The organism is Paenibacillus ehimensis NBRC 15659, assembly GCF_004000785.1.
Classification (GTDB): domain Bacteria; phylum Bacillota; class Bacilli; order Paenibacillales; family NBRC-103111; genus Paenibacillus_G; species Paenibacillus_G ehimensis.
This window is the reverse complement of record NZ_BILX01000019.1, coordinates 37,154-55,107: the sequence shown is the minus strand read 5'-3', so window position 1 is coordinate 55,107 and position 17,954 is coordinate 37,154. Positions and strand designations below refer to the sequence as shown.

Sequence of the window (17,954 nt, the reverse complement as noted above, 5' to 3'; positions counted from 1 at the left end):
CGGCAGACCGTATATGCGAAGGGGATTGCTCCTGTTGATTATCCTGCTGCTGATTTCCGCCTGTACGAATGCGGGCGACATCGGGCAGCCATCCATCCGGCCGGCTCCTGACCCTGGCAAAACTGCCGATTCCGCCAAGGCGAACGGCCGGTTAACGGTATCGACCCATCGCGTGGACCTCGTGGAAGACGGGACGTTCGACAGATATGCCCAAGCGTTCCGGGACAGGCATCCCGAGGTGCAGGAGGTTGTGTTTGAACCGATCGTCGATTATGAGAGCGATATTCGCTTCCGTCTGACGACCGGGGATGCCGGGGATGTGCTGCTCATTCCGGGGAATATCGCGCAGGAGCACTTGGGAGATTTTTTTGAGAAGCTGAATGACACGGCAGACCAGCTCGGAGACCTTTATTTCAAAGACTATAAGTCTCACCTCGGCAATGTATACGGAATTGTTTCCGGCGTATCCACCGAGGGGATCATCTACAATAAGAAAGCTTTCGCCAAAGCGGGGATCGCATCGGTTCCAAGAACGCTTGATGAATTATACGAGGCTTGCGAGAAGCTGAAGAAGGCCGGAATCACGCCCTTTTACATCAATTATGGCGCGCAGTGGCCGCTGAAGCAGTGGGGCGAAGTGCTCGCCACGATGATGAGCGGTAAAGGCAATTATTTGAATTCCATGACCGAAACCGACGAGCCGTTCCGAATGGACAACGAGTTCGGGCGGTCGCTTACGATTCTTCAGACGCTGATGCGGAAGGGTTATGTGGAGGCCGACCTGCAGACGAACCTGTGGGAGGTGTCCAAAAGTGAATTCGCTCAGGGGAACGCAGGCATGTTTTTTATGGGGAACTGGATGATAAGGCAGCTGGAGCAGGCAGGCGCCTTGCCGCAAGATGTCGGGTACATCCCGTTTCCTTACGATAACAGCGGCTCCTATCATGTGCTAATGAATACGGACTGGTTTTATGCCGTAAGCAAAAACAGCAAAAACAAGGAGACGGCCAAGGCTTGGATCCGATTCCTGATCGAGGAATCCGACTATGCGGAACGGTCCGGATTCATACCGCCCCAGAAAAAGAAGGTTCCTCGGCTTCCGCAATTGGAAGAGTTTTTCTCATCCCGGCCTTCCATAATCGAAAATTCCCCATCCTCGTCGCTGTGGTATGAGATCGGCAACAAGGCGAAGATCGATTTCTATAGGGGAGCATACCTGCAACGCGCGGCTGTCGCGGAGCGGTTGCCGGCGGCATTCGGCGAGCTGAATGCCAGCTGGAAGGCGAACCGGGCCCGCGCCATGGAGAGCCGTGCGCGCAGAATGTAACAAGACGATCAAAATGTATTTTTGTTAGGGGAAAGACGCTAACCGTGTTATAATGGGAGGTATGATCATAGAAATTAGGTTGGTGCAGAGGAATGGCGAAGAAAGTAACCATGCAGCAAATTGCGGATTATATGGGGGTTTCCAAATTTGTTGTGTCCAAAGCGCTGTCAGGTAAAGGCGGCGTAAGCGAGTCTACGAAAGAGAAGGTTATTAAAGCGGCAGCGCAGCTTGGCTATTTTGCCAATACGAAGCCCTACCTTCCTCCGAAGCTGTCGGATGCTTCACCCGAAGGCGCCTCCAAGCAGTCCGTGCTGGTGCTTATGCCCAATGTCCGCTTTCAAACGAAGGAATCCCTTTACTGGGGACGGATTCTGGACGGGATCAAGGCCAGATTGGAGGCCGCCGGTCTCGGCATGATGATCGTGATGGAACAGAGTGCGGATCATCTTTTGCAGGCATTGAATCCAAACGGTATTCTTGGATTGATCGGGGTCGGAGAGATATCGAGCTCCGTTCTTCTGGAGGTTCGACGTCTTCATGTTCCATTTGTACTCGTGGATCACGAGGATGGCTTAATTCCCTCGGACACGGTCTTTGTTAACAATTACGATTCGATGCATCGTCTGACGAATCATTTGATCGGCATTGGCCACAGCCGTTTGATGTTCGTTGGGGATCCGCGCTACTCCCGCAGCTTCTACGACCGCTGGACCGGATTTCGCAGCGCGGTGGAGGAGCAGGGGCTCGTGTCCGATACTTCCGCTTCGCTGCTGATCCGGCTGGAGGGGTACGAAGTGTTTGGCGAACAGATCCGGGAAGCGTTCGAAAGTTTGCGCCGGCGGAAGGCCATGCCCACGGCTTTTGTCTGCGCGAACGATACCATTGCGCTGGATACGATCCAAGTACTGCAGCAAATGGAGTACAAGGTGCCTGAGGACGTGTCGGTAAGCGGCTTCGATAATATTGAAAATTCCTATCGGACCACTCCTTCTTTGACTACCGTGAACGTGCCGAAGGAGCTGATGGGGGCAAGAGCCGTGGAGAAGCTGTTCGAACGGGTTTCCAGAAATGAGGACGTTATCGAGAAGCTTCTGCTATCGGGTGAAGTGATGTTTCGGGAATCTACGGCAGGGGCGGTTAAGACGGACAACGCCTGATATGTGGATAAAGCATTGAGAACCCTTTGGATAGGTGCCAAAGGGTTCTTCGTATTGCACGGAATGCGATTCGAATGGATTCATGTCCGCAGCGGGTCCTATCCATTCATTAGCTGCAAATTGTTATCGATGAGTGCCATCCGCTGCGCCACGCAAGCATAGGAACGAAGCGGATCTTCCGGGGTATGAAGCACATAATCGAGCAGTTGGTCCACCGTGGTGGTAGCGACATGGCAGCGGGTATCCGAGGAGGCGTAATAGAGGTAGACGTCTCCGTTATCGCGTGCGATAACCCCGTTGCTGAATACCACGTTGGACACATCGCCGATCCGTTCCTCGCCCTCGGGAGCGATCAAGTGGCCGCCCGGGCTGTGCGTGACCTTATGCGGCTCGTTCAGGTCGGTCAGGAAAGCGTACAGCACATAACGAAGACCGGCAGCCGTTCCACGCACGCCATGAGCGATATGCAGCCAGCCCTTCGGCGTCTTGATAGGAGCCGGACCTTGGCCGTTCTTGACTTCCTTGATCGTATGGTAGTGGCGCCGGTCAATGATTACTTCGTTCTCAATGACGGCCTGTTCTATCGACGCGGACAGGCCCCAACCGATTCCGCCGCCGGAACCCGTATCGATGAAGCCGTCTTGTGGACGGGTGTAGAATGCATACTGGCCATCGATAAATTCGGGATGGAGCACAACGTTGCGCTGCTGATTGGATTTGGTTTTAAGATCGGCGAGGCGCTCCCACGAACGGAGATCCTTCGTCCGCGCGATTCCGCACTGGGCGACGGCGCTGGACAGATCGCCCGCAGGCGCAGCCGGATCTTTGCGCTCCGTGCAGAAGAGGCCGTAAATCCAGCCGTCTTCATGCTTCACCAAACGCATGTCGTATACGTTGATATCGGGATCTTCGGTTTCCGGCAGGACGACAGGGCGGTCCCAGAAGCGAAAGCCCTCCGTCCCGCTTTCGCTTTCGGCAACAGCGAAGAACGACTTACGGTCTGCGCCTTCCACGCGGGCTACCAGATAGAAACGGCCGTCCAGCTCGATCGCCCCCGGATTGAATACGGCGTTGACGCCGAGACGCTCCATAAAATACGGATTCGTCCCGGGGTTGAAATCGTACTTCCAGATCAGCGGCGCATGCCCGGCGGTCAGGACCGGATACCGATAGCGGTCATAGATCCCGTTGCCCGGCGCCAGCTTCTCGTTCTTGCGGTGAATTAAAGCTTCATACTCGCGCTCAAGCGCCTGTTTTCTCTGCTCAAAAAGCGAATTCATGGGTGATCCTCCTCATTTATGGATATCGTTAAAGCGTTCGATGATTTCAAAGCAGGCCCGGGCGTTGTGATAAGGACATTTCCAGGCGCCAACCTTGGGCTGCTCGACTATCGGTCTGCGGTCCCGGGTGACCCCCCAATACCATTCTCCATGCCGCCGGTCCACCATATAATGCTCGATGAACGTCCAGGAGGCCAGAGAAGCGTTCAAGTATTTCTCCTCGCCGGTCAACTGGTAGGCGTTGAAGAAGCCGACGACGGACTCGGCTTGAGGCCACCAGTCTTTATTTGAATCAAGCAGGTTCCCTTGGGCATCGGCTTCGTTCCAGAGCCCGCCATCCGTGTCGATGCCTTCGCGGTACGTCGCTTCCGCCATGCGAACGGCGATGGCTTTCACCTGTTCGAGCAGCACGGCATCGCCCAATACCTCGGCGGCCTCCACCAGCAGCCAGCTTCCCTCGATATCGTGACCGTAGGAGACGTGACCGCATTTGGAGCGCCAGGCTTCGTCGAAAAACAGCAGAAAATGGGCGGTTTTCTGATCGACGATATGCTCCAGAGTCACTTCGATCAGCGCCTTCAGCTGCCGGGCCAGTTCCTCGCTCGGATACACCCGGTAAAGATTCGTATAGGCCTCCATGACATGAAGATGCGTGTTCATGGATTTTTTTTCGTTCAGATCCTTGCCGCTCAGGCTGAGGTCATCGGTATTTTCCCAGGTGCGCGATAAAGCTTCCACATAGCCCTGGAACACGGGATCAAAGCTGTGCTTCTCCAGCAGATGGAACAGCTTCACGGCCCGTTCCAAAGCGTCCGGCACGGCCGTCGCGCGGTAATATTCCGCATAAGCGTAGATGGCGAACGCCTGACCGTACACCTGTTTTTTCGTCTGGGCAGGCCGGCCCTTGGCGTCGACCGTCCAGAACAACCCGCCGTGCTCGCGGTCCGTAAAGCGGTCGTTGAGGTAGGAATAGGCCCGGCGGGCCGCTTCCAGATAAGCGGGAGCTTGAAAGATTCGGTAAGCGGAGGAAAACGTCCACAGGATACGGGCGTTGAGCACAAGACTTTTCTCTGCCTCTTCCAGAGGGGTAAGATCGCTGCTGATTTCCCCCAGGAAGCCTCCGTTCTTGGCGTCGAAGGAATGCTTTAACCAGAAGGCGAGAATGTTATCCTTAACTTCCTTTTCCACTTCGGGGAGCCAGGAATTTCGAAGTTCGCTGAGCCGCATGAGCATTCACCTTTCTATTCGTCGTTTAAAGCATCGGCAGAGGCTAACGTTTGTTTGTTCTTGTAATACCGCCTGACGGTCTGCTCGGCGCGTTTGCCGTACATGCAGTAGTCGTCATTCAAGGCTGCGGAGCCCCGGTCGTAAAGGTGCGCCGGCCAATCCCACAGCATGAAGCCTCCCACCCAGCCGCGCTTCTCGCAGGCTTCGAACATCGCTTCATAGTACCGCTCCTGAACCTCTTCGCTAGGAGAGCCTTGCAGCCCCCAATCGTTCGGCAGAAACTGCGAGCCCTCCCGGCTCGGGCACCCGGCTTCCATGAAAAAGAACGGCTTCCCGTGCCGCCGCACGACGGTTTCGATGCGGTCGAGCTGCCGCTCCCATTCGCCGATCGGATAATAGCCGCTGGAGGAAATGATGTCGACGGCATCCCACCAGGAGACGTGATCTTCCTGGTATTTGTCGCAGTTATACGTAATCGGCCCGGAATAGACCTTCCGGACTTCCGCGATCAGCTGCCGCCATTCCCGCTCGCGGCGGTCGGTCTGGACCATCTCGCAGCCGATGCAAAATAATTCGCAGCCGGTTTCTTCGGCGATTTGCGCATAATGGAGAATGAAGCGGGTATACGCAGCGAACCAATCGGACCACTTCGGCTCGCAAGGCACATCCATGTCAAAAAAATTGATGTGAGCTCTCCAGGTGCCATCCTTGCAGTTGACGACAGGCTTAAGACATACCTTCAGTCCCAGCTCCTTGGATCGGCCGATCGCCCAGCGGACTTCATCGTCGGTAACGGTCGGCGCTTCTTCAAAGGAGATGACGGTAGACTGGGGATGATCCTGATGGGCCGCGAAAGCTACAGTAACCCAGTTCACATGAAGCTTCTCTTTCATTTCCTTCAGGGAATGCCCGGCCCGCTCGCTCGCCCATTCGCCCCGGACTCCTGTCCACCCCCAAGTCATTCCTGCCACGTAGTGTTGTGTCTCGTTCATAGGCTCACCTCAAAATGGAGATAGAAATCGCAATGAGATAAATATAGCAAGCTTTTGCTAACAATACAATAACTAAAATAACAAAAATGATGCAGGATTTTTTCATTATTCTGGCTTTATTTTATCTGAATCAATTAAATATGATTTGTGTATGCCTAACAAAATTGTAGAAAATCGATGAACGGTGCTAACAAAATAGAATGGATTCCTGCCAATCGTTTGGCTGCCTGTTCCGATTGTACAGCCTGCCTGTCGGCAAAAAAATCTTTCCCGCTATAACGGAAGTCAACCAACGGATTGACTTTCGGTGAAGTGAAGGATACAATGAAGTTGCGATTTAGTAATTTAGTAAATTAGTAATTTGGTGATTTAGTAAATGGAAAGAGGGGTATCACATGAAAATACCGACGACGTTAAAGCATAAGCCCGTTGTCGTTTCCGAAAATTATGAGCAGGTTGACGGCCGGTTCGCCCGCAATACGGATGCCAAGGGGCTTTCCTTGGGATTGGCTCAATGGAATGACAGGGGCAAAATCGATATTTCGGCCAAGGTATGGCGGTACACGGGGGAAAAATGGTCCCGGCAATCGGAAGAGCTGCCGCTCCACCGTGTCCTGGATTTGTCCATTCTGATTTGCCGGGCGATGGCGCATTTTCGCGAAGCTTACCGCTATGAGCATCTGTATGATCCGCAGGAGCCGGTGATCGACCGGGTCGGTCTCCAGGGGGATGCCATGACCGTGGCCATATGTACGGACAACGAGCGAATCAACGAGGATATCAAGCTGTTCTATCAGGCGCTGAGCGATGACGACGAGCTGATCGGGGAACGGCTGCGCACGTTATCCAGAATTTTGAAGGATATGGGGTATTAACTTGAATTAGGGGAAGTGGTCAGGAATGAATCAGGACTATGTATTGTCTCCTGCAAGACAACTGACCGATGCGGAAAAAGCGCTTGTCTGGAAAAAGCCGCCGACGCATAAGGCCAGCGAAGAAGAACGGCGCATCTGTGCCGAAGTCAAGCGCAACTGGAACCGGGGCGAGATGAAAATCGCCAACATTTTGTTGGAGGGCGACGCAGGCTCGGGCAAAACGCAGGTTGCCAAGGCATTGTCGGCGAATTTCGGGCTTCCGTATACGAAGGTCACCTGCTTTGCGGATATGGATAAATCGGACATTATCGGCGCGATTCTGCCCGTGATTTCCTCGGAGCGGCTGGAGAAGCTGGAGCCGGCGGACCGGACGGCGCTCAAGGCGCTATACGAGAGCGACGCGTTTCAAAGCGCCGCCGGAATTTTGACCGACGTTCTAGGAATCGCCCCGGAGCAGGCGGCTTTCAAGATGAAGCAGCTGCTGAAGCTGGCTGCGGAGAACACCGAGGGCGAAGCGGTAGAGTATCGATTCTATCCTTCCGAGATTGTCAGAGCTTATCAAAACGGTTATCTTCTGGAAATCCAAGAGCCGAACGTCATTCGGGATGCCGCGGTGTTAATGGCGCTCAATTCCGCTTTGGAGCTGGATGGCAGCATTAATCTTCCCACGGAAATCGTGCGCAGACATCCGGATTTCATCGCGGTCATCACCACGAACCGCAGCTACGCGGGGGCCAGGCCGTTAAACGAAGCATTGCGCGACAGAGTTCAGCACTCGGAAAAGATGGATCTGCCGACGAAAGAAGTGATGCTGGAACGCGCCATGGCCAAAACCGGTTACAGGAATGAACGCGTACTGGACGTTTTGGCAGACACCATTATTATTTTGGACAAAACCGCCCGCGCCAATGCGATTAAAGGGGTGGCCGGTATGCGTTCCTATTTCTACTGGGCCGATGCGGTTGCCGATGGGGCTTCCGTGAAACAATCCCTTTATCATAAAGTCATCTACAAGATCACAACCGATTCCGAGGAAATCAAGCTGTTGGAAGATGCGCTCGCAAGCCATGGCTTGACGGCCAGCTTGGAGGAGGTTGAGGCTCAAGTAAAAAAAAACGGGACTCTGAAGCTCTGGAGATCAAGATAACGGGCGAGGTCGGCAGCGTCGAACTTGATTCCGAGCAGCCTGCGGATGATGACGCGGTCGCGTTGAAAAAAAGCGCGGACAGCGACGAAAGCTCATCCGATCGCGCCGATGATTCCGATGGCTCCGAGGATGACGCCGGAATGGAAAGTCCGGACTTGGGCGAGAGCAGCGCTCCGGCCTACCATCCGGCCGACCCTGAACCCGTGTCGGAGGAGGCGAAGCGGCAGGAGCGCGATTTCCGCAAAAAGCTGAATCGGGACGCAAGGGAAGTCGTGTCCGGTTCCATCCATCATAAAGTCAAGCTCGTCGTTCACCGGCCCGATTACGATCAGGCAAGCCAGCAGGAATATGTGCGCCTGAGCAGGGGGCTGATGCCTGTCGTGCGGGAGATCGCAAGAAAGACGCTTCCGCTGCTGGAGCACGAGGCCTCGTTTGAATTTGCCAGGAATCATTACTATGGCAGCAAATTTCAAGCGGACAGCGTCGCCTACCGGGATTTCAGATACTTTGCCAAGAAGCGTCCGCCGGCAGAATCGCCTTCGCTTGTGGTCGGTCTGAGGGTGGACGAATCGGCATCGATGACGGCTTTCGGCAGATTGGAAGCGGCCAAGCGCGCAGTAATCGCCGTCTACGAATTTTGTCAGCTGTGTCATATCCCCGTTTTGATCTATGGGGATACGGCGGATGTTTCCAGGCTGGAGCAAATGTCGGTTTATGCCTATACCGATTTTGACCGAACCGATGCCAATGACCGTTTCCGACTGACGGGAATTCGGGCCAGAAGCAACAATCGCGACGGCATGGCTTTAAGAATTATTGCGGAACGGCTGGCAGTCACGCCGCAAAAGACGAAGCTTTTGATCAGCATCAGCGACGGGCAGCCGAAAGCCATGGAGGATTATGCCGGAGCCTATGCCGTTCAAGACATGCAGCAGACGATTGCCGAATATGAACGGAAAGGAATTACATTTCTTGCAGCCGCGATCGGCCAAGACAAGGACGTCATTAATCAAATCTACGGGAACGAGCGATTCCTGGATATTACGAATTTAACTGAATTGCCGGCCAAGCTGGTTCGGATTATCACCCGGTATTTATGAGGAACGGGCCCGGAAGGAGACAAAAAACATGGATAAGAGCAAGCGCAAGGAGCTGCTGGAGGAATTTAAGCAGATTAAAACTTACATGGGCGTCATCCAAATCGCCAACAAAGCCAACGGCAAAATTTTCGTGGACAGCTACCCGAATCTGAAAAACAAATGGTTGACCATCAAGATGCAGCTCGATATGGGGAGATTCGCCAATTTAGAGCTGCAAAAGGATTGGAAGGAGTTCGGAGCCGAAGCGTTCACCTATGAGGTGCTGGAGGAAAAGAAGACGGACGATGTGACGGATATGAAGTGGGAGCTCAAAATGATGGAAAAGCCGTGGCTTGAGAAATTGCAGCCCTATGGGGAACGAGGCTATAACAAGCCGCCAAAGCAGTGACGGATAGCAGAGACGCAGAAGTTGTACCGATAAGGGGGAGACCTGGTAAGGAACTGCTCAAAAGCAGCTCCTTTTTTTTACGATTCAAGCATTTATTTAGTTATTTCATACAAAATAAGAGGGAATTTGCCATAGAACATCGAACCCTAAATAATGGAATTTTATTCATGAAAAGGGGGATGTTTCATGAGCGAAAAGGCCGAAGTCCATCAAATTAGCTCCTTAACGGAGGGATATGCGGAACAGCCGACTTTTTTACAAGCGATAAAGGAAGAAAGCCTTCATCCTTTTCCGGTCGATAAGTTTAAATTTTTAATTCATGAACTATCCGTTCAACAAAAACGAGCAATAGCCCATTTCCTAAATCTCCCCATTGTTTTTTCCAGACATAAGAAGTTTCCTGATGCACTCTTTCATAAATTACTCCTCCAACTGCAAAAACATTATCTCTTAACCGATAGAGAACGACTTTATTGGGTTATCTTATACGCCGTGCTGGATTTATTGAAAAACGAATCCCCGGGCTCCCTGGAAACATTTCTGGCTGCGAAAGAGGACAACATCTCAAGATTCGGGCAATGGCATTTTTATTGGGCTCTCCGGCTTCATCCCGGCCGCGCGGCAGCAGGAACATTATGGGAAGAGGCCATACGAGAGTTTGAGGAGGGTTTGCAAGGAAAGGCTCCGGAAGCGAAGAGCATACAAGAGGACCGCATAAGCGACGCAAAGCTTACTGCTTTGGAAGACAAGCTGAAGAAAGAGTTTGCCTTACGCCAGACGAGGGAAAAGGAAGCCGGGCAGCTGCGAAAGGAACTTGGAATCCAAACGAAAAAGTTGGAGCAATTCGAAAGAGAAAAGAAACAATTATCGGCGGAGCTGCTGATTTTGAAAGAAGAAGCGGTGAAGCAAAAAGCGGAAGCGGAAGTCTCCCGGAATCAGCTGGAAGCTCGGCTGTATCGTCTGAATAAGGAAAAAAACGAGCTGCTGAACCAGCTTAAGGATGCCGAATGGAAAGTCGAGGAAATGAAATCCAATGCGGCAAAAGCGGAGCATGAGTTGGAGAAATGGAAAAAGCGGCTTGAGAGGAAAGAACAGAGCAGCACCTGCGATCTGATCGGTCTTCTTTTACATTCCTTGCTACCGGAGTCGGACAAGCTTTATCAGGAGCTTCGGCAAAGCGATCCGGAGAATGCGCCTGTTCTTCGCGCCCGGATAAGGAAAATTTTTGACTTAATCGATCTTTTGGAACAGTTTCAGCAAGAACATGGGCAGGCGCGTTCTACAAGTCATGTGCAGACAAGCGATCATTCGCTTGCGTCAGATTCAAGCGTACCGGAGGCGAGCCGGGAATCCGAATCTTATGTCGGTACGTTCTACCGTCGCGATCATGGCGGTTACATTGTGCTGGAGGACGGAAAAACGTTTAACGTTACGGAATCGATGGTTCATCAGTACGGGCTGGAGCATGAAGCCGAAGTACAATGCTCGCCAGGCAAGCAACAAAACGGAATGACGCTCTATGACATCGAACTCTTGCTCCAAGGAGACGATACTTATGCGCCGGTCCGCCAATTTTTCGGATATATCGAGCTGGGAGCTCACTTCACATGGTACGTTGTCGACATGAACAATTCCCAAAACCGGTATCCGCTGCATCAACGGGATATTGAGATACAGCAGCCCAACGACGGAGATCCATGTCTGTTCAATATTGCTGACGAAGGGCGATTTGCCCGAATCTCCCGTTTATACCGCAAAACCAAGCAGACTGCAGCCGAGCAAGAATTGAAAACCTATAAGCCGTCTTTACTCAGGGGGCAGGCTAAAAAGGCGAAGCCGGACCCGTTCTTAGATGATTGTAAAGTGGTCATTGTCGGCGGTATGCGGAAATGGTTCGAGGGAGTAGTAGCGGAGACAGGCGCAACACTCATACATGATAGCGGCGATGCCCCGGAACGAATTCACTCGGATTTAAGCAAAGCCAACGCCTTATTTTTCCTGCTGACCGCGACATCGCATCGAGCTACCTGGAGCTGCGTTGAAATTGCAAAGCATAGACGAATTCCGCATTTTGTTATTCAAGGCTCCAAGTCAAATTTGCGCACGCTTCTATGGGAAAATCGAGAATTGATTAAGCGAAAACAAAATGTATGACTTTTGACATCACGTTGTGCTGCGTCTATTCGTTGGATCGCTTGGACTGGAGCGCTGCTTCCCCCGGCGGTCCATTCCTCGATACGGGCTGCAAAATTTGGAGAAAAGCCGAGAAATATGGTGCAATCATCCAAATGAAAGGCCGTAAACCGATTTTTTTGCGCGCTTTGGGCGATATTGAACGAGGATTGAGATTGAAAAACGGGCGCAGGCAATAATACACTGTTATTAGCACTTGTCATTCATGAGTGCTAACAGTTGCCGGCAACAACTCTTCATTCTTGATAAGAACAAAACACAGAAGGATTTTTCCGACTAAAGATTTTTACTGGGCGAAGCGGCGAAGGCTGCCTTGTCCACAAATAATTCCGCAATGCGTGGTTGCTTCAGGGGGCGCGTATTACGAAATGTTTGGCCGAAAGGCGTGAAGGTCCCCGGTTAGAACAATGCTTCTTTTTTATTTTTATCTTGGAGGGAGATGTCGCAATGAACGCATTACTGCTCGCAGGAGGACTCGGAACAAGGCTAAGACCGCTCACGGAGCATTTGCCGAAGCCGATGGCTCTGGTCGCGAACCGTCCTTGGCTCGAGCATCTTGTCATTCATCTGAAAAATCAGGGGATCCGCGATTTCGTGATGGCGGTCAAGCATCATCCCGAGCATATCCGGAACTATTTCGGCGACGGCAGCAAATGGGGAGTCTCCATCCGGTATGCCGTGGAACAAACGCTTCGAGGGACGGCCGGGGCGATCAAAAACGCGGAATCCTATCTCGACGACCGCTTTATCGTGGTCAATGCGGATATTGTACACGAGGTCCATCTGCTGCCTTTATTGGAATATCATCTCCAGCATGGCGGCGAGGTTACCATCGGATTAACGGAGGTGGATGACCCTACCCAATACGGGGTTGTGGAACAGGACCGGCTCGGCCGCATTTTGCGCTTTGTGGAAAAGCCCCGGCTGGAAGAAGCGCCGTCCCGCCGGATCAATGCAGGGATCTACGTCATGGAGAAAAAAGCGCTGCGTTACATTCCCGAAGACCGGGAGGTTTCCATTGAGCGTGAAACGTTCCCGCTGCTGATCCGGGAGCAGGTGGGGGTATACGGTCAAGTCATCTCCGGTTATTGGATGGACATGGGTACCAAAGAACGATACCGGAAAATTCATTGGGACCTGTTGAACCGCACGTGCCGGCTGCCGATTCCGGGCCGGGAGAACGGCAGCGGGATATGGCTCGGCGACGATTGCGAAGTCGGTCCCGGTGCGCTGCTTGTTCCGCCGGTGCTGATCGGCAATAACGTCAAGATCGGGGAGCGCTCCATTATCGGGCCTTTTGCCGTCATCGGCGACGATTGCGAAATCGGCCGTCATGTGCGCTGCTCGGAAACGATTATGTGGGATCGGTGCAAGATCAATGACGCTATCCATTTGAATAACTGCATTTTCGGCTACGGGCTTGAGCTCGGCTCCCGTCAGATTTTGCACGAAGCGGTCATGAACCGGATGGGGGCGATGCAGGCATGACGAAGATCGCTTATGTCAGCACCTACGTGCCTAAAAAATGCGGACTGGCCACCTATACGTTTCACTTGAGACAGGCCGTTCAAGGGGTTAAGGAATGGAGAGGCAAGGACCCGGTCATCGTCCTTACCGATTCCGTCAGGGACAAGAGCGACGATCCCATATTGTGGCCGCTGCCCCGCGATCAGGAGGCGGCCTATGCCAAGATGGCGCGGAAAATCAACCAGTCAGACGTTGACGTCGTATCCCTGCAGCACGAATTCGGGATCTTCGGCGGCGAAGCGGGAGGCCATATTTTAACGCTGATCCGTAACCTGGAAAAGCCGCTGATTACGACGTTCCATACGGTATTTGACAAGCCGCTGCCGCCCTACGCTCCGATCCAGCGGGAAATCGCCGAAAGAAGCAGAAAAATCATCGTCATGAACCGCAAGGCGATCGACTACTTGCACGAGACGTTCGGCGTTCCGAAAGAGCGAATCTTTTTTATTCCCCATGGCACGCCCGAGCCGAACCCCGAGAGCCGGCACCGGCTGAGAGCCCAGCTTGGCTGGGACAACCGGAAGGTACTGATGACCTTCGGGCTTTTGGGCCGGGGAAAAGGCATCGAGCTTCTGCTCAGGGCACTTCCCGGTATCGTGAAGCAGATTCCGGATGTCCTGTATGCGATCGTCGGCCAGACGCATCCAGAGGTGAAGAAGCGCGAGGGAGAGCGTTACCGGGAGGAGCTGCTGGAGCAAATCCGGCGCAGCGGCATCGAGCGGAACGTTGTCATGATCGACCGGTACATGGAGGAACACGATCTGGTCAAGCATCTGATGGCCTGCGACATTTATGTGACGCCTTATCCGGGGATGCAGCAGATTACAAGCGGGACGCTCGCCTACGCGGTCGGCCTGGGCCGTCCGGTGCTGTCTACGCCTTACTGCTACGCGCAAGACCTGTTGTCGGATTATCCGGAGCTGCTGCTGCCTTATGACGACGAACAACCATGGATCGATAATATCGTCTCGCTTCTGAGCAATGACGTGCTGCTGAGAGGATGGGGCAAAAAAATAGAAAGCGTCGGAAAAAGCATGCATTGGCCGGAAGTGGGCAGGCGGCACGAGCAATTGTTTGCCGAGGTGAGAAAGCTTGAGTCCGTCCCCCGTTAGTTTTAGGCATTTGCAGCGGCTGACGGACGATACCGGGATGCTGGAGCACGCGCTCGGCATCATTCCCCGGCGCAAGGAAGGCTACAGCACCGACGATCAGGCGCGGGCGCTATGGACATGTTTGGAATGGCTGGATAGGGTAGAGGGCGCGGAGGCTCGGATACTATACGATTTGACGGATACGTACTTGTCTTTTTTGCAGTGGGTGCAGCGGGAAAACGGACATTTTCATAACAATATCGCCTTTGACCGGATGCCGGAGGACGAAACGCCCTCGGACGATTGCCTCGGCCGCTGCTTGTGGGCCAGCGCGTTGGCTCTGGTCAAGCTGCAGGACAAGAGCCGGACTATCGCCGCGCAAGACCTGTTCGAAAAGGCGCTGCCCCGGGTAAGCGGCATGCAGTATCCCCGCGGGCAGGCTTATGCGCTTGCCGCGGTCGCTCTCCTGATCCGCAGCGGCCGTCCGCCCGGCCTGATGCCGGTGGCGGAAAGCTTGGCTGTCCGACTGCTTGGCAGCTATCGGCGGCATGCGAAGCCGGGGTGGCATTGGTACGAGCCGGTGCTATCCTACAGCAACGGGGTACTTCCGTGGGGACTGCTGTGCGCCTACGAAGTTATGGAGCGAGAGGACATCCTGGCTGTCGCCAAGGAAAGTCTCGATTTTTTGATCCGCATGTCGGTAAATGAACGCGGGCAGATCCGTCCGGTCGGCAACCGGGGGTGGTGCGCTCCCGGGCACCGGGCGCAATGGGATCAGCAGCCGGTCGATGTCATGAAGCTGCTGCTCGCCGTCTCCAAAGCGTACGAAATCACAGGGGACTCCGGTTATGCGGACATTGCGCGGCGGTGCCGGGACTGGTTTTACGGGGACAACGACGCAGGTGCTTTGATGATTGACGCGGAGGAAGGCGCTTGCTGCGACGGATTGGGGGAGGACGGCCCGAATCTGAATAAAGGGGCGGAATCCACCATCGCTTTTTTATTGACGGAAGCTTTGTATCGGAAATTGGCCGATATTCATTCCTAAACGGGAGGCGAGCAGGTTCGGATGAATATTTACCGTTATCCGGGCAATCCGATTATTGAGCCGAAGGATATTCCGCCCTATCTGGAGGATTACGAAGTGATCGGCGTGTTTAACGCCGGGGTGATGCGCTACGGCGACGAAATTTTGCTGCTGCTGCGCATTGCGGAAAGGCCGGTGCATCATGATCCGAAGTACAGCCTTAGCCCCTTCTACGATATGGCGAACGGCAAAATGGGGGTCGTCCGTTTGGAGAAGGGGATGCCGGGCTACGATTTCTCGGATGCCAGAGGAATCGGGACCCCGGACGGATCTTTACTGACGTCGATTTCCTATTTGCGTATCGCGCGGAGCAAGGACGGCATTCATTTCAAGATCGACGACCGGCCCGCCTTGTTCCCGGAAAACCGGTACGAAATTTACGGCATCGAGGACTGTCGGATCACGCAGATCGACGATACGTATTACATCAACTACTCGGCAGTATCCAATCTGGGCATTACGACTTGTCTGGCGTCGACAAAGGACTTTGCTTATATGCAGCGCGAAGGCGTCATATTTCAGCCGGACAGCAAAAATATCGCGATTTTCCCGCAAAAAATTAACGGCAAATATTATGCGCTGCACCGTCCGTCCAGCTCAAGCTTCGGCAAGCCGAGCATGTGGATCGCGGAATCTCCCGATCTGCTCTGCTGGGGAAACCACCGGTATTTGATGGGCTGCCGGGACGGCTGCTGGGACGAGACGCGAATCGGGGCGAGCTGCGTGCCCATCAAGCTGGAGCAGGGCTGGCTTGAGCTGTACCACGGCGCCGACCGCAACAACCGGTACTGCCTGGGGGCGGCGCTGCTCGATATCGATCAGCCATGGCGGGTGATCGCGCGCAGCACGCTGCCTTTGATGGAGCCGGAGACGGCTTACGAAAAGGACGGATTTTTCGGGAACGTCATTTTCAGCTGCGGGGCTTTATACGAGCAGGGCAAGGTTAGGATCTACTACGGAGCGGCGGATACGTCCATGTGCTACGCCGAGGTGGATATGGCGGAAATCATGCGGGGCATGAAGGAATGCGAAGGTTTGTCCGGCAAATGAACGGGAATGAATGGAGGCCTTGGGGAATTGTTCCTCAGGGTCTTTCCTTTATTTTGAGTTGAACGAGATTGACAAAGCAATTAGGTGTAACTATAATGGTTACATCGGTGGTGATACATTTGAAGCAGATCAGTACCCGCTTTTCCATTGCTGTGCATACCCTTTCCCTTATTGCTGTGTACCCGAAGGATTGCACGGGGGACTTTATCGCGGGCAGCGTAAATACCAATCCCGTCGTCATCCGGAGAATTATGGGGATGTTAAAAAAGGCCGGATTGGTTGACGTTCGCCCAGGGGTCGGGGGAGCTTCTTTGTTAAAAGATCCCGAACGGATTACACTCCTTGATGTGTACCGGGCTGTGAATGTGACAGAAGAGGATCGGCTGTTTCGCATTCATGGAAACCCCAATATTCATTGCTTTGTCGGGCGGAATATCGAGCAAGCCCTTCAAAAGGAATTAAAAGAGGCTCAGTCCGTGATGGAACAAAGGCTGGCACAAACAACGTTGGACCAATTGATTGGAAAATTTAAGTAAGTAAAAGCTCATTTTTTCGGGCTTTTATTTTATACAGTTGTTGTAACTTGTTTTGTTATAACAAATTTAATTACAACTAAATGGAGGAATCGTCTATGAAATTGTTGGTGACAGGCGCAACGGGAAAATTGGGGACGAAAGTGGTAGAGACGCTGTTGAAAACGGTGCCGGCGAGTCAGCTGGCTGTCAGCGTTCGCAATCCGGAGAAAGCGGAAGGGTTAAGAGCACGCGGAGTCGAGGTCCGTCAAGGCGATTTTGACCGCCCGGATTCGCTGGAAACCGCTTTTGCAGGTATCGACCGCTTGTTAATGATTTCTGCGGACGGAGACAATGAAACCAGAATCCGGCAGCATGCCAATGCGGTAGCGGCGGCAGAGCGTGCCGGAGTTAAATTTATTGCTTATACCAGCATAGCCAATGCCAGGGAGAGCAACAACTTCCTTGCTCCAACACATCGGGCAACCGAGGAAGCTATTTTGAAAACAGGGATTCCATACTCCTTTTTGCGCAACAACTGGTACTTGGAGAATGAATTGTCGAGCATTCAAGGCGTCGTAGCGGGAGCTCCTTGGGTGACATCGGCCGGAAACGGCAAGGTGGGTTGGGCGCTGCAGCAAGAATACGCAGAAGCGGCGGCCAACGTATTGGCGGGGACCGGACATGAGAATACGATCTATGAGCTTTCCGGAAAGCTGCTGACTCAAGAAGAAATGGCGTCCGCTCTCGGTGCCGTATTGGGTAAGGAGGTTCCCGTGCAGCAGGTTGACGACGCTGCGTATGCCGGCATCATGAAAGCCGCGGGTGTCCCGGACTTCATTATCCCTTTACTCACAGGGATCCAACAAGGCATTCGGGAAGGCACATTGGAAGTCGAAAGCAGTGATTTGGAAAAGCTGCTCGGCCGCCCGGCGACGCCGATTCACGAAGCGCTCGGCCAACTGGTTAAGCATATTTCTTAAAACGTACGAACCTCAAAT

General features: G+C 53.3%; 16 protein-coding genes. 13 read left to right on the top strand and 3 right to left on the bottom strand.

What is annotated here, in order from left to right; translation table 11 throughout:
* Nucleotides 1–13 precede the first annotated feature (13 nt).
* Together PEH01S_RS13580 and PEH01S_RS13575 are read left to right on the top strand one after the other, a co-directional pair.
* Nucleotides 14–1,327, top strand: coding sequence for an ABC transporter substrate-binding protein (locus PEH01S_RS13580; RefSeq protein WP_127486040.1), 1,314 nt, complete (start codon nucleotides 14–16; stop codon nucleotides 1,325–1,327).
* A 92-nt stretch (nucleotides 1,328–1,419) separates the two neighbouring features.
* On the top strand, nucleotides 1,420–2,484 hold the full coding sequence (locus PEH01S_RS13575; protein ID WP_127486038.1) for a LacI family DNA-binding transcriptional regulator: 1,065 nt from the start codon (nucleotides 1,420–1,422) through the stop codon (nucleotides 2,482–2,484).
* 98 nt (nucleotides 2,485–2,582) lie between these two features.
* Here PEH01S_RS13575 and PEH01S_RS13570 read toward each other — a convergent pair whose 3' ends face one another.
* Genes PEH01S_RS13570 through PEH01S_RS13560 form a run of 3 tightly spaced genes read right to left on the bottom strand, consistent with a single transcriptional unit; the run spans nucleotide 2,583 to nucleotide 5,983 of the window.
* On the bottom strand, nucleotides 2,583–3,764 hold the full coding sequence (locus PEH01S_RS13570) for a glycoside hydrolase family 130 protein (protein ID WP_127486036.1): 1,182 nt from the start codon (nucleotides 3,762–3,764) through the stop codon (nucleotides 2,583–2,585).
* 12 nt (nucleotides 3,765–3,776) lie between these two features.
* Nucleotides 3,777–4,991 (bottom strand): AGE family epimerase/isomerase, encoded by a 1,215-nt coding sequence (locus tag PEH01S_RS13565; protein ID WP_127486034.1) that lies wholly within the window; start codon nucleotides 4,989–4,991, stop codon nucleotides 3,777–3,779.
* 14 nt (nucleotides 4,992–5,005) lie between these two features.
* Nucleotides 5,006–5,983 carry a glycoside hydrolase family 113 gene (locus PEH01S_RS13560; RefSeq protein WP_025846130.1) on the bottom strand — a complete coding sequence of 326 codons (978 nt, stop codon included), beginning with the start codon at nucleotides 5,981–5,983 and terminating at the stop codon, nucleotides 5,006–5,008.
* 395 nt (nucleotides 5,984–6,378) lie between these two features.
* On the opposite strand from PEH01S_RS13560, the gene PEH01S_RS13555 reads away from it, so the two are divergent.
* From PEH01S_RS13555 to PEH01S_RS13505, 11 genes are all read left to right on the top strand, one after another.
* On the top strand, nucleotides 6,379–6,858 hold the full coding sequence (locus PEH01S_RS13555; RefSeq protein WP_127486032.1) for a DUF6530 family protein: 480 nt from the start codon (nucleotides 6,379–6,381) through the stop codon (nucleotides 6,856–6,858).
* A gap of 25 nt (nucleotides 6,859–6,883) precedes the next feature.
* Nucleotides 6,884–8,005: an AAA family ATPase gene (locus PEH01S_RS13550; RefSeq protein ID WP_127486030.1), complete on the top strand. Its 1,122-nt coding sequence runs from the start codon at nucleotides 6,884–6,886 to the stop codon at nucleotides 8,003–8,005.
* A 140-nt stretch (nucleotides 8,006–8,145) separates the two neighbouring features.
* Nucleotides 8,146–9,105 carry a vWA domain-containing protein gene (locus tag PEH01S_RS13545; RefSeq protein WP_246062912.1) on the top strand — a complete coding sequence of 320 codons (960 nt, stop codon included), beginning with the start codon at nucleotides 8,146–8,148 and terminating at the stop codon, nucleotides 9,103–9,105.
* 28 nt (nucleotides 9,106–9,133) lie between these two features.
* Nucleotides 9,134–9,493, top strand: a complete 360-nt coding sequence (locus PEH01S_RS13540) for a GIY-YIG nuclease family protein (RefSeq protein ID WP_025846134.1) — start codon at nucleotides 9,134–9,136, stop codon at nucleotides 9,491–9,493.
* Between the two features lie 186 nt (nucleotides 9,494–9,679).
* Entirely contained in the window at nucleotides 9,680–11,647 is a 1,968-nt protein-coding gene (locus tag PEH01S_RS13535; protein WP_025846136.1) for a hypothetical protein, read from the top strand.
* Between the two features lie 486 nt (nucleotides 11,648–12,133).
* On the top strand, nucleotides 12,134–13,174 hold the full coding sequence (locus PEH01S_RS13530) for a nucleotidyltransferase family protein (protein ID WP_127486026.1): 1,041 nt from the start codon (nucleotides 12,134–12,136) through the stop codon (nucleotides 13,172–13,174).
* Nucleotides 13,171–14,325, top strand: coding sequence for a glycosyltransferase (locus tag PEH01S_RS13525; RefSeq protein ID WP_127486024.1), 1,155 nt, complete (start codon nucleotides 13,171–13,173; stop codon nucleotides 14,323–14,325). The genes PEH01S_RS13530 and PEH01S_RS13525 overlap by 4 nt, the downstream gene beginning before the upstream one ends.
* On the top strand, nucleotides 14,306–15,352 hold the full coding sequence (locus PEH01S_RS13520; RefSeq protein ID WP_127486022.1) for a glycoside hydrolase family protein: 1,047 nt from the start codon (nucleotides 14,306–14,308) through the stop codon (nucleotides 15,350–15,352). The genes PEH01S_RS13525 and PEH01S_RS13520 overlap by 20 nt, the downstream gene beginning before the upstream one ends.
* Before the next feature lie 21 nt (nucleotides 15,353–15,373).
* Complete coding sequence (locus PEH01S_RS13515; protein WP_025846143.1) at nucleotides 15,374–16,441, top strand: glycoside hydrolase family 130 protein; 1,068 nt, start codon at nucleotides 15,374–15,376, stop codon at nucleotides 16,439–16,441.
* A gap of 119 nt (nucleotides 16,442–16,560) precedes the next feature.
* A complete protein-coding gene (locus tag PEH01S_RS13510) occupies nucleotides 16,561–16,977 on the top strand; it encodes an Rrf2 family transcriptional regulator (protein ID WP_025846144.1) in 417 nt (138 codons plus the stop codon).
* A 95-nt stretch (nucleotides 16,978–17,072) separates the two neighbouring features.
* Nucleotides 17,073–17,936 (top strand): SDR family oxidoreductase, encoded by an 864-nt coding sequence (locus PEH01S_RS13505; RefSeq protein ID WP_127486020.1) that lies wholly within the window; start codon nucleotides 17,073–17,075, stop codon nucleotides 17,934–17,936.
* The last annotated feature ends 18 nt before the right edge of the window (nucleotides 17,937–17,954 follow it).

Bases quoted from the DNA above. Each gene is read 5' to 3' on its own strand.
- PEH01S_RS13515 (WP_025846143.1), top strand. From the start codon at position 15,374: ATGAATATTTACCGTTATCCGGGCAATCCGATTATTGAGCCGAAGGAT.
- PEH01S_RS13580 (WP_127486040.1), top strand. From the start codon at position 14: ATGCGAAGGGGATTGCTCCTGTTGATTATCCTGCTGCTGATTTCCGCC.
- PEH01S_RS13565 (WP_127486034.1), bottom strand. From the start codon at position 4,991: ATGCGGCTCAGCGAACTTCGAAATTCCTGGCTCCCCGAAGTGGAAAAG.
- PEH01S_RS13555 (WP_127486032.1), top strand. From the start codon at position 6,379: ATGAAAATACCGACGACGTTAAAGCATAAGCCCGTTGTCGTTTCCGAA.
- PEH01S_RS13550 (WP_127486030.1), top strand. From the start codon at position 6,884: ATGAATCAGGACTATGTATTGTCTCCTGCAAGACAACTGACCGATGCG.
- PEH01S_RS13545 (WP_246062912.1), top strand. From the start codon at position 8,146: ATGGAAAGTCCGGACTTGGGCGAGAGCAGCGCTCCGGCCTACCATCCG.
- PEH01S_RS13575 (WP_127486038.1), top strand. From the start codon at position 1,420: ATGGCGAAGAAAGTAACCATGCAGCAAATTGCGGATTATATGGGGGTT.
- PEH01S_RS13560 (WP_025846130.1), bottom strand. From the start codon at position 5,983: ATGAACGAGACACAACACTACGTGGCAGGAATGACTTGGGGGTGGACA.
- PEH01S_RS13530 (WP_127486026.1), top strand. From the start codon at position 12,134: ATGAACGCATTACTGCTCGCAGGAGGACTCGGAACAAGGCTAAGACCG.
- PEH01S_RS13540 (WP_025846134.1), top strand. From the start codon at position 9,134: ATGGATAAGAGCAAGCGCAAGGAGCTGCTGGAGGAATTTAAGCAGATT.
- PEH01S_RS13505 (WP_127486020.1), top strand. From the start codon at position 17,073: ATGAAATTGTTGGTGACAGGCGCAACGGGAAAATTGGGGACGAAAGTG.
- PEH01S_RS13535 (WP_025846136.1), top strand. From the start codon at position 9,680: ATGAGCGAAAAGGCCGAAGTCCATCAAATTAGCTCCTTAACGGAGGGA.
- PEH01S_RS13525 (WP_127486024.1), top strand. From the start codon at position 13,171: ATGACGAAGATCGCTTATGTCAGCACCTACGTGCCTAAAAAATGCGGA.
- PEH01S_RS13570 (WP_127486036.1), bottom strand. From the start codon at position 3,764: ATGAATTCGCTTTTTGAGCAGAGAAAACAGGCGCTTGAGCGCGAGTAT.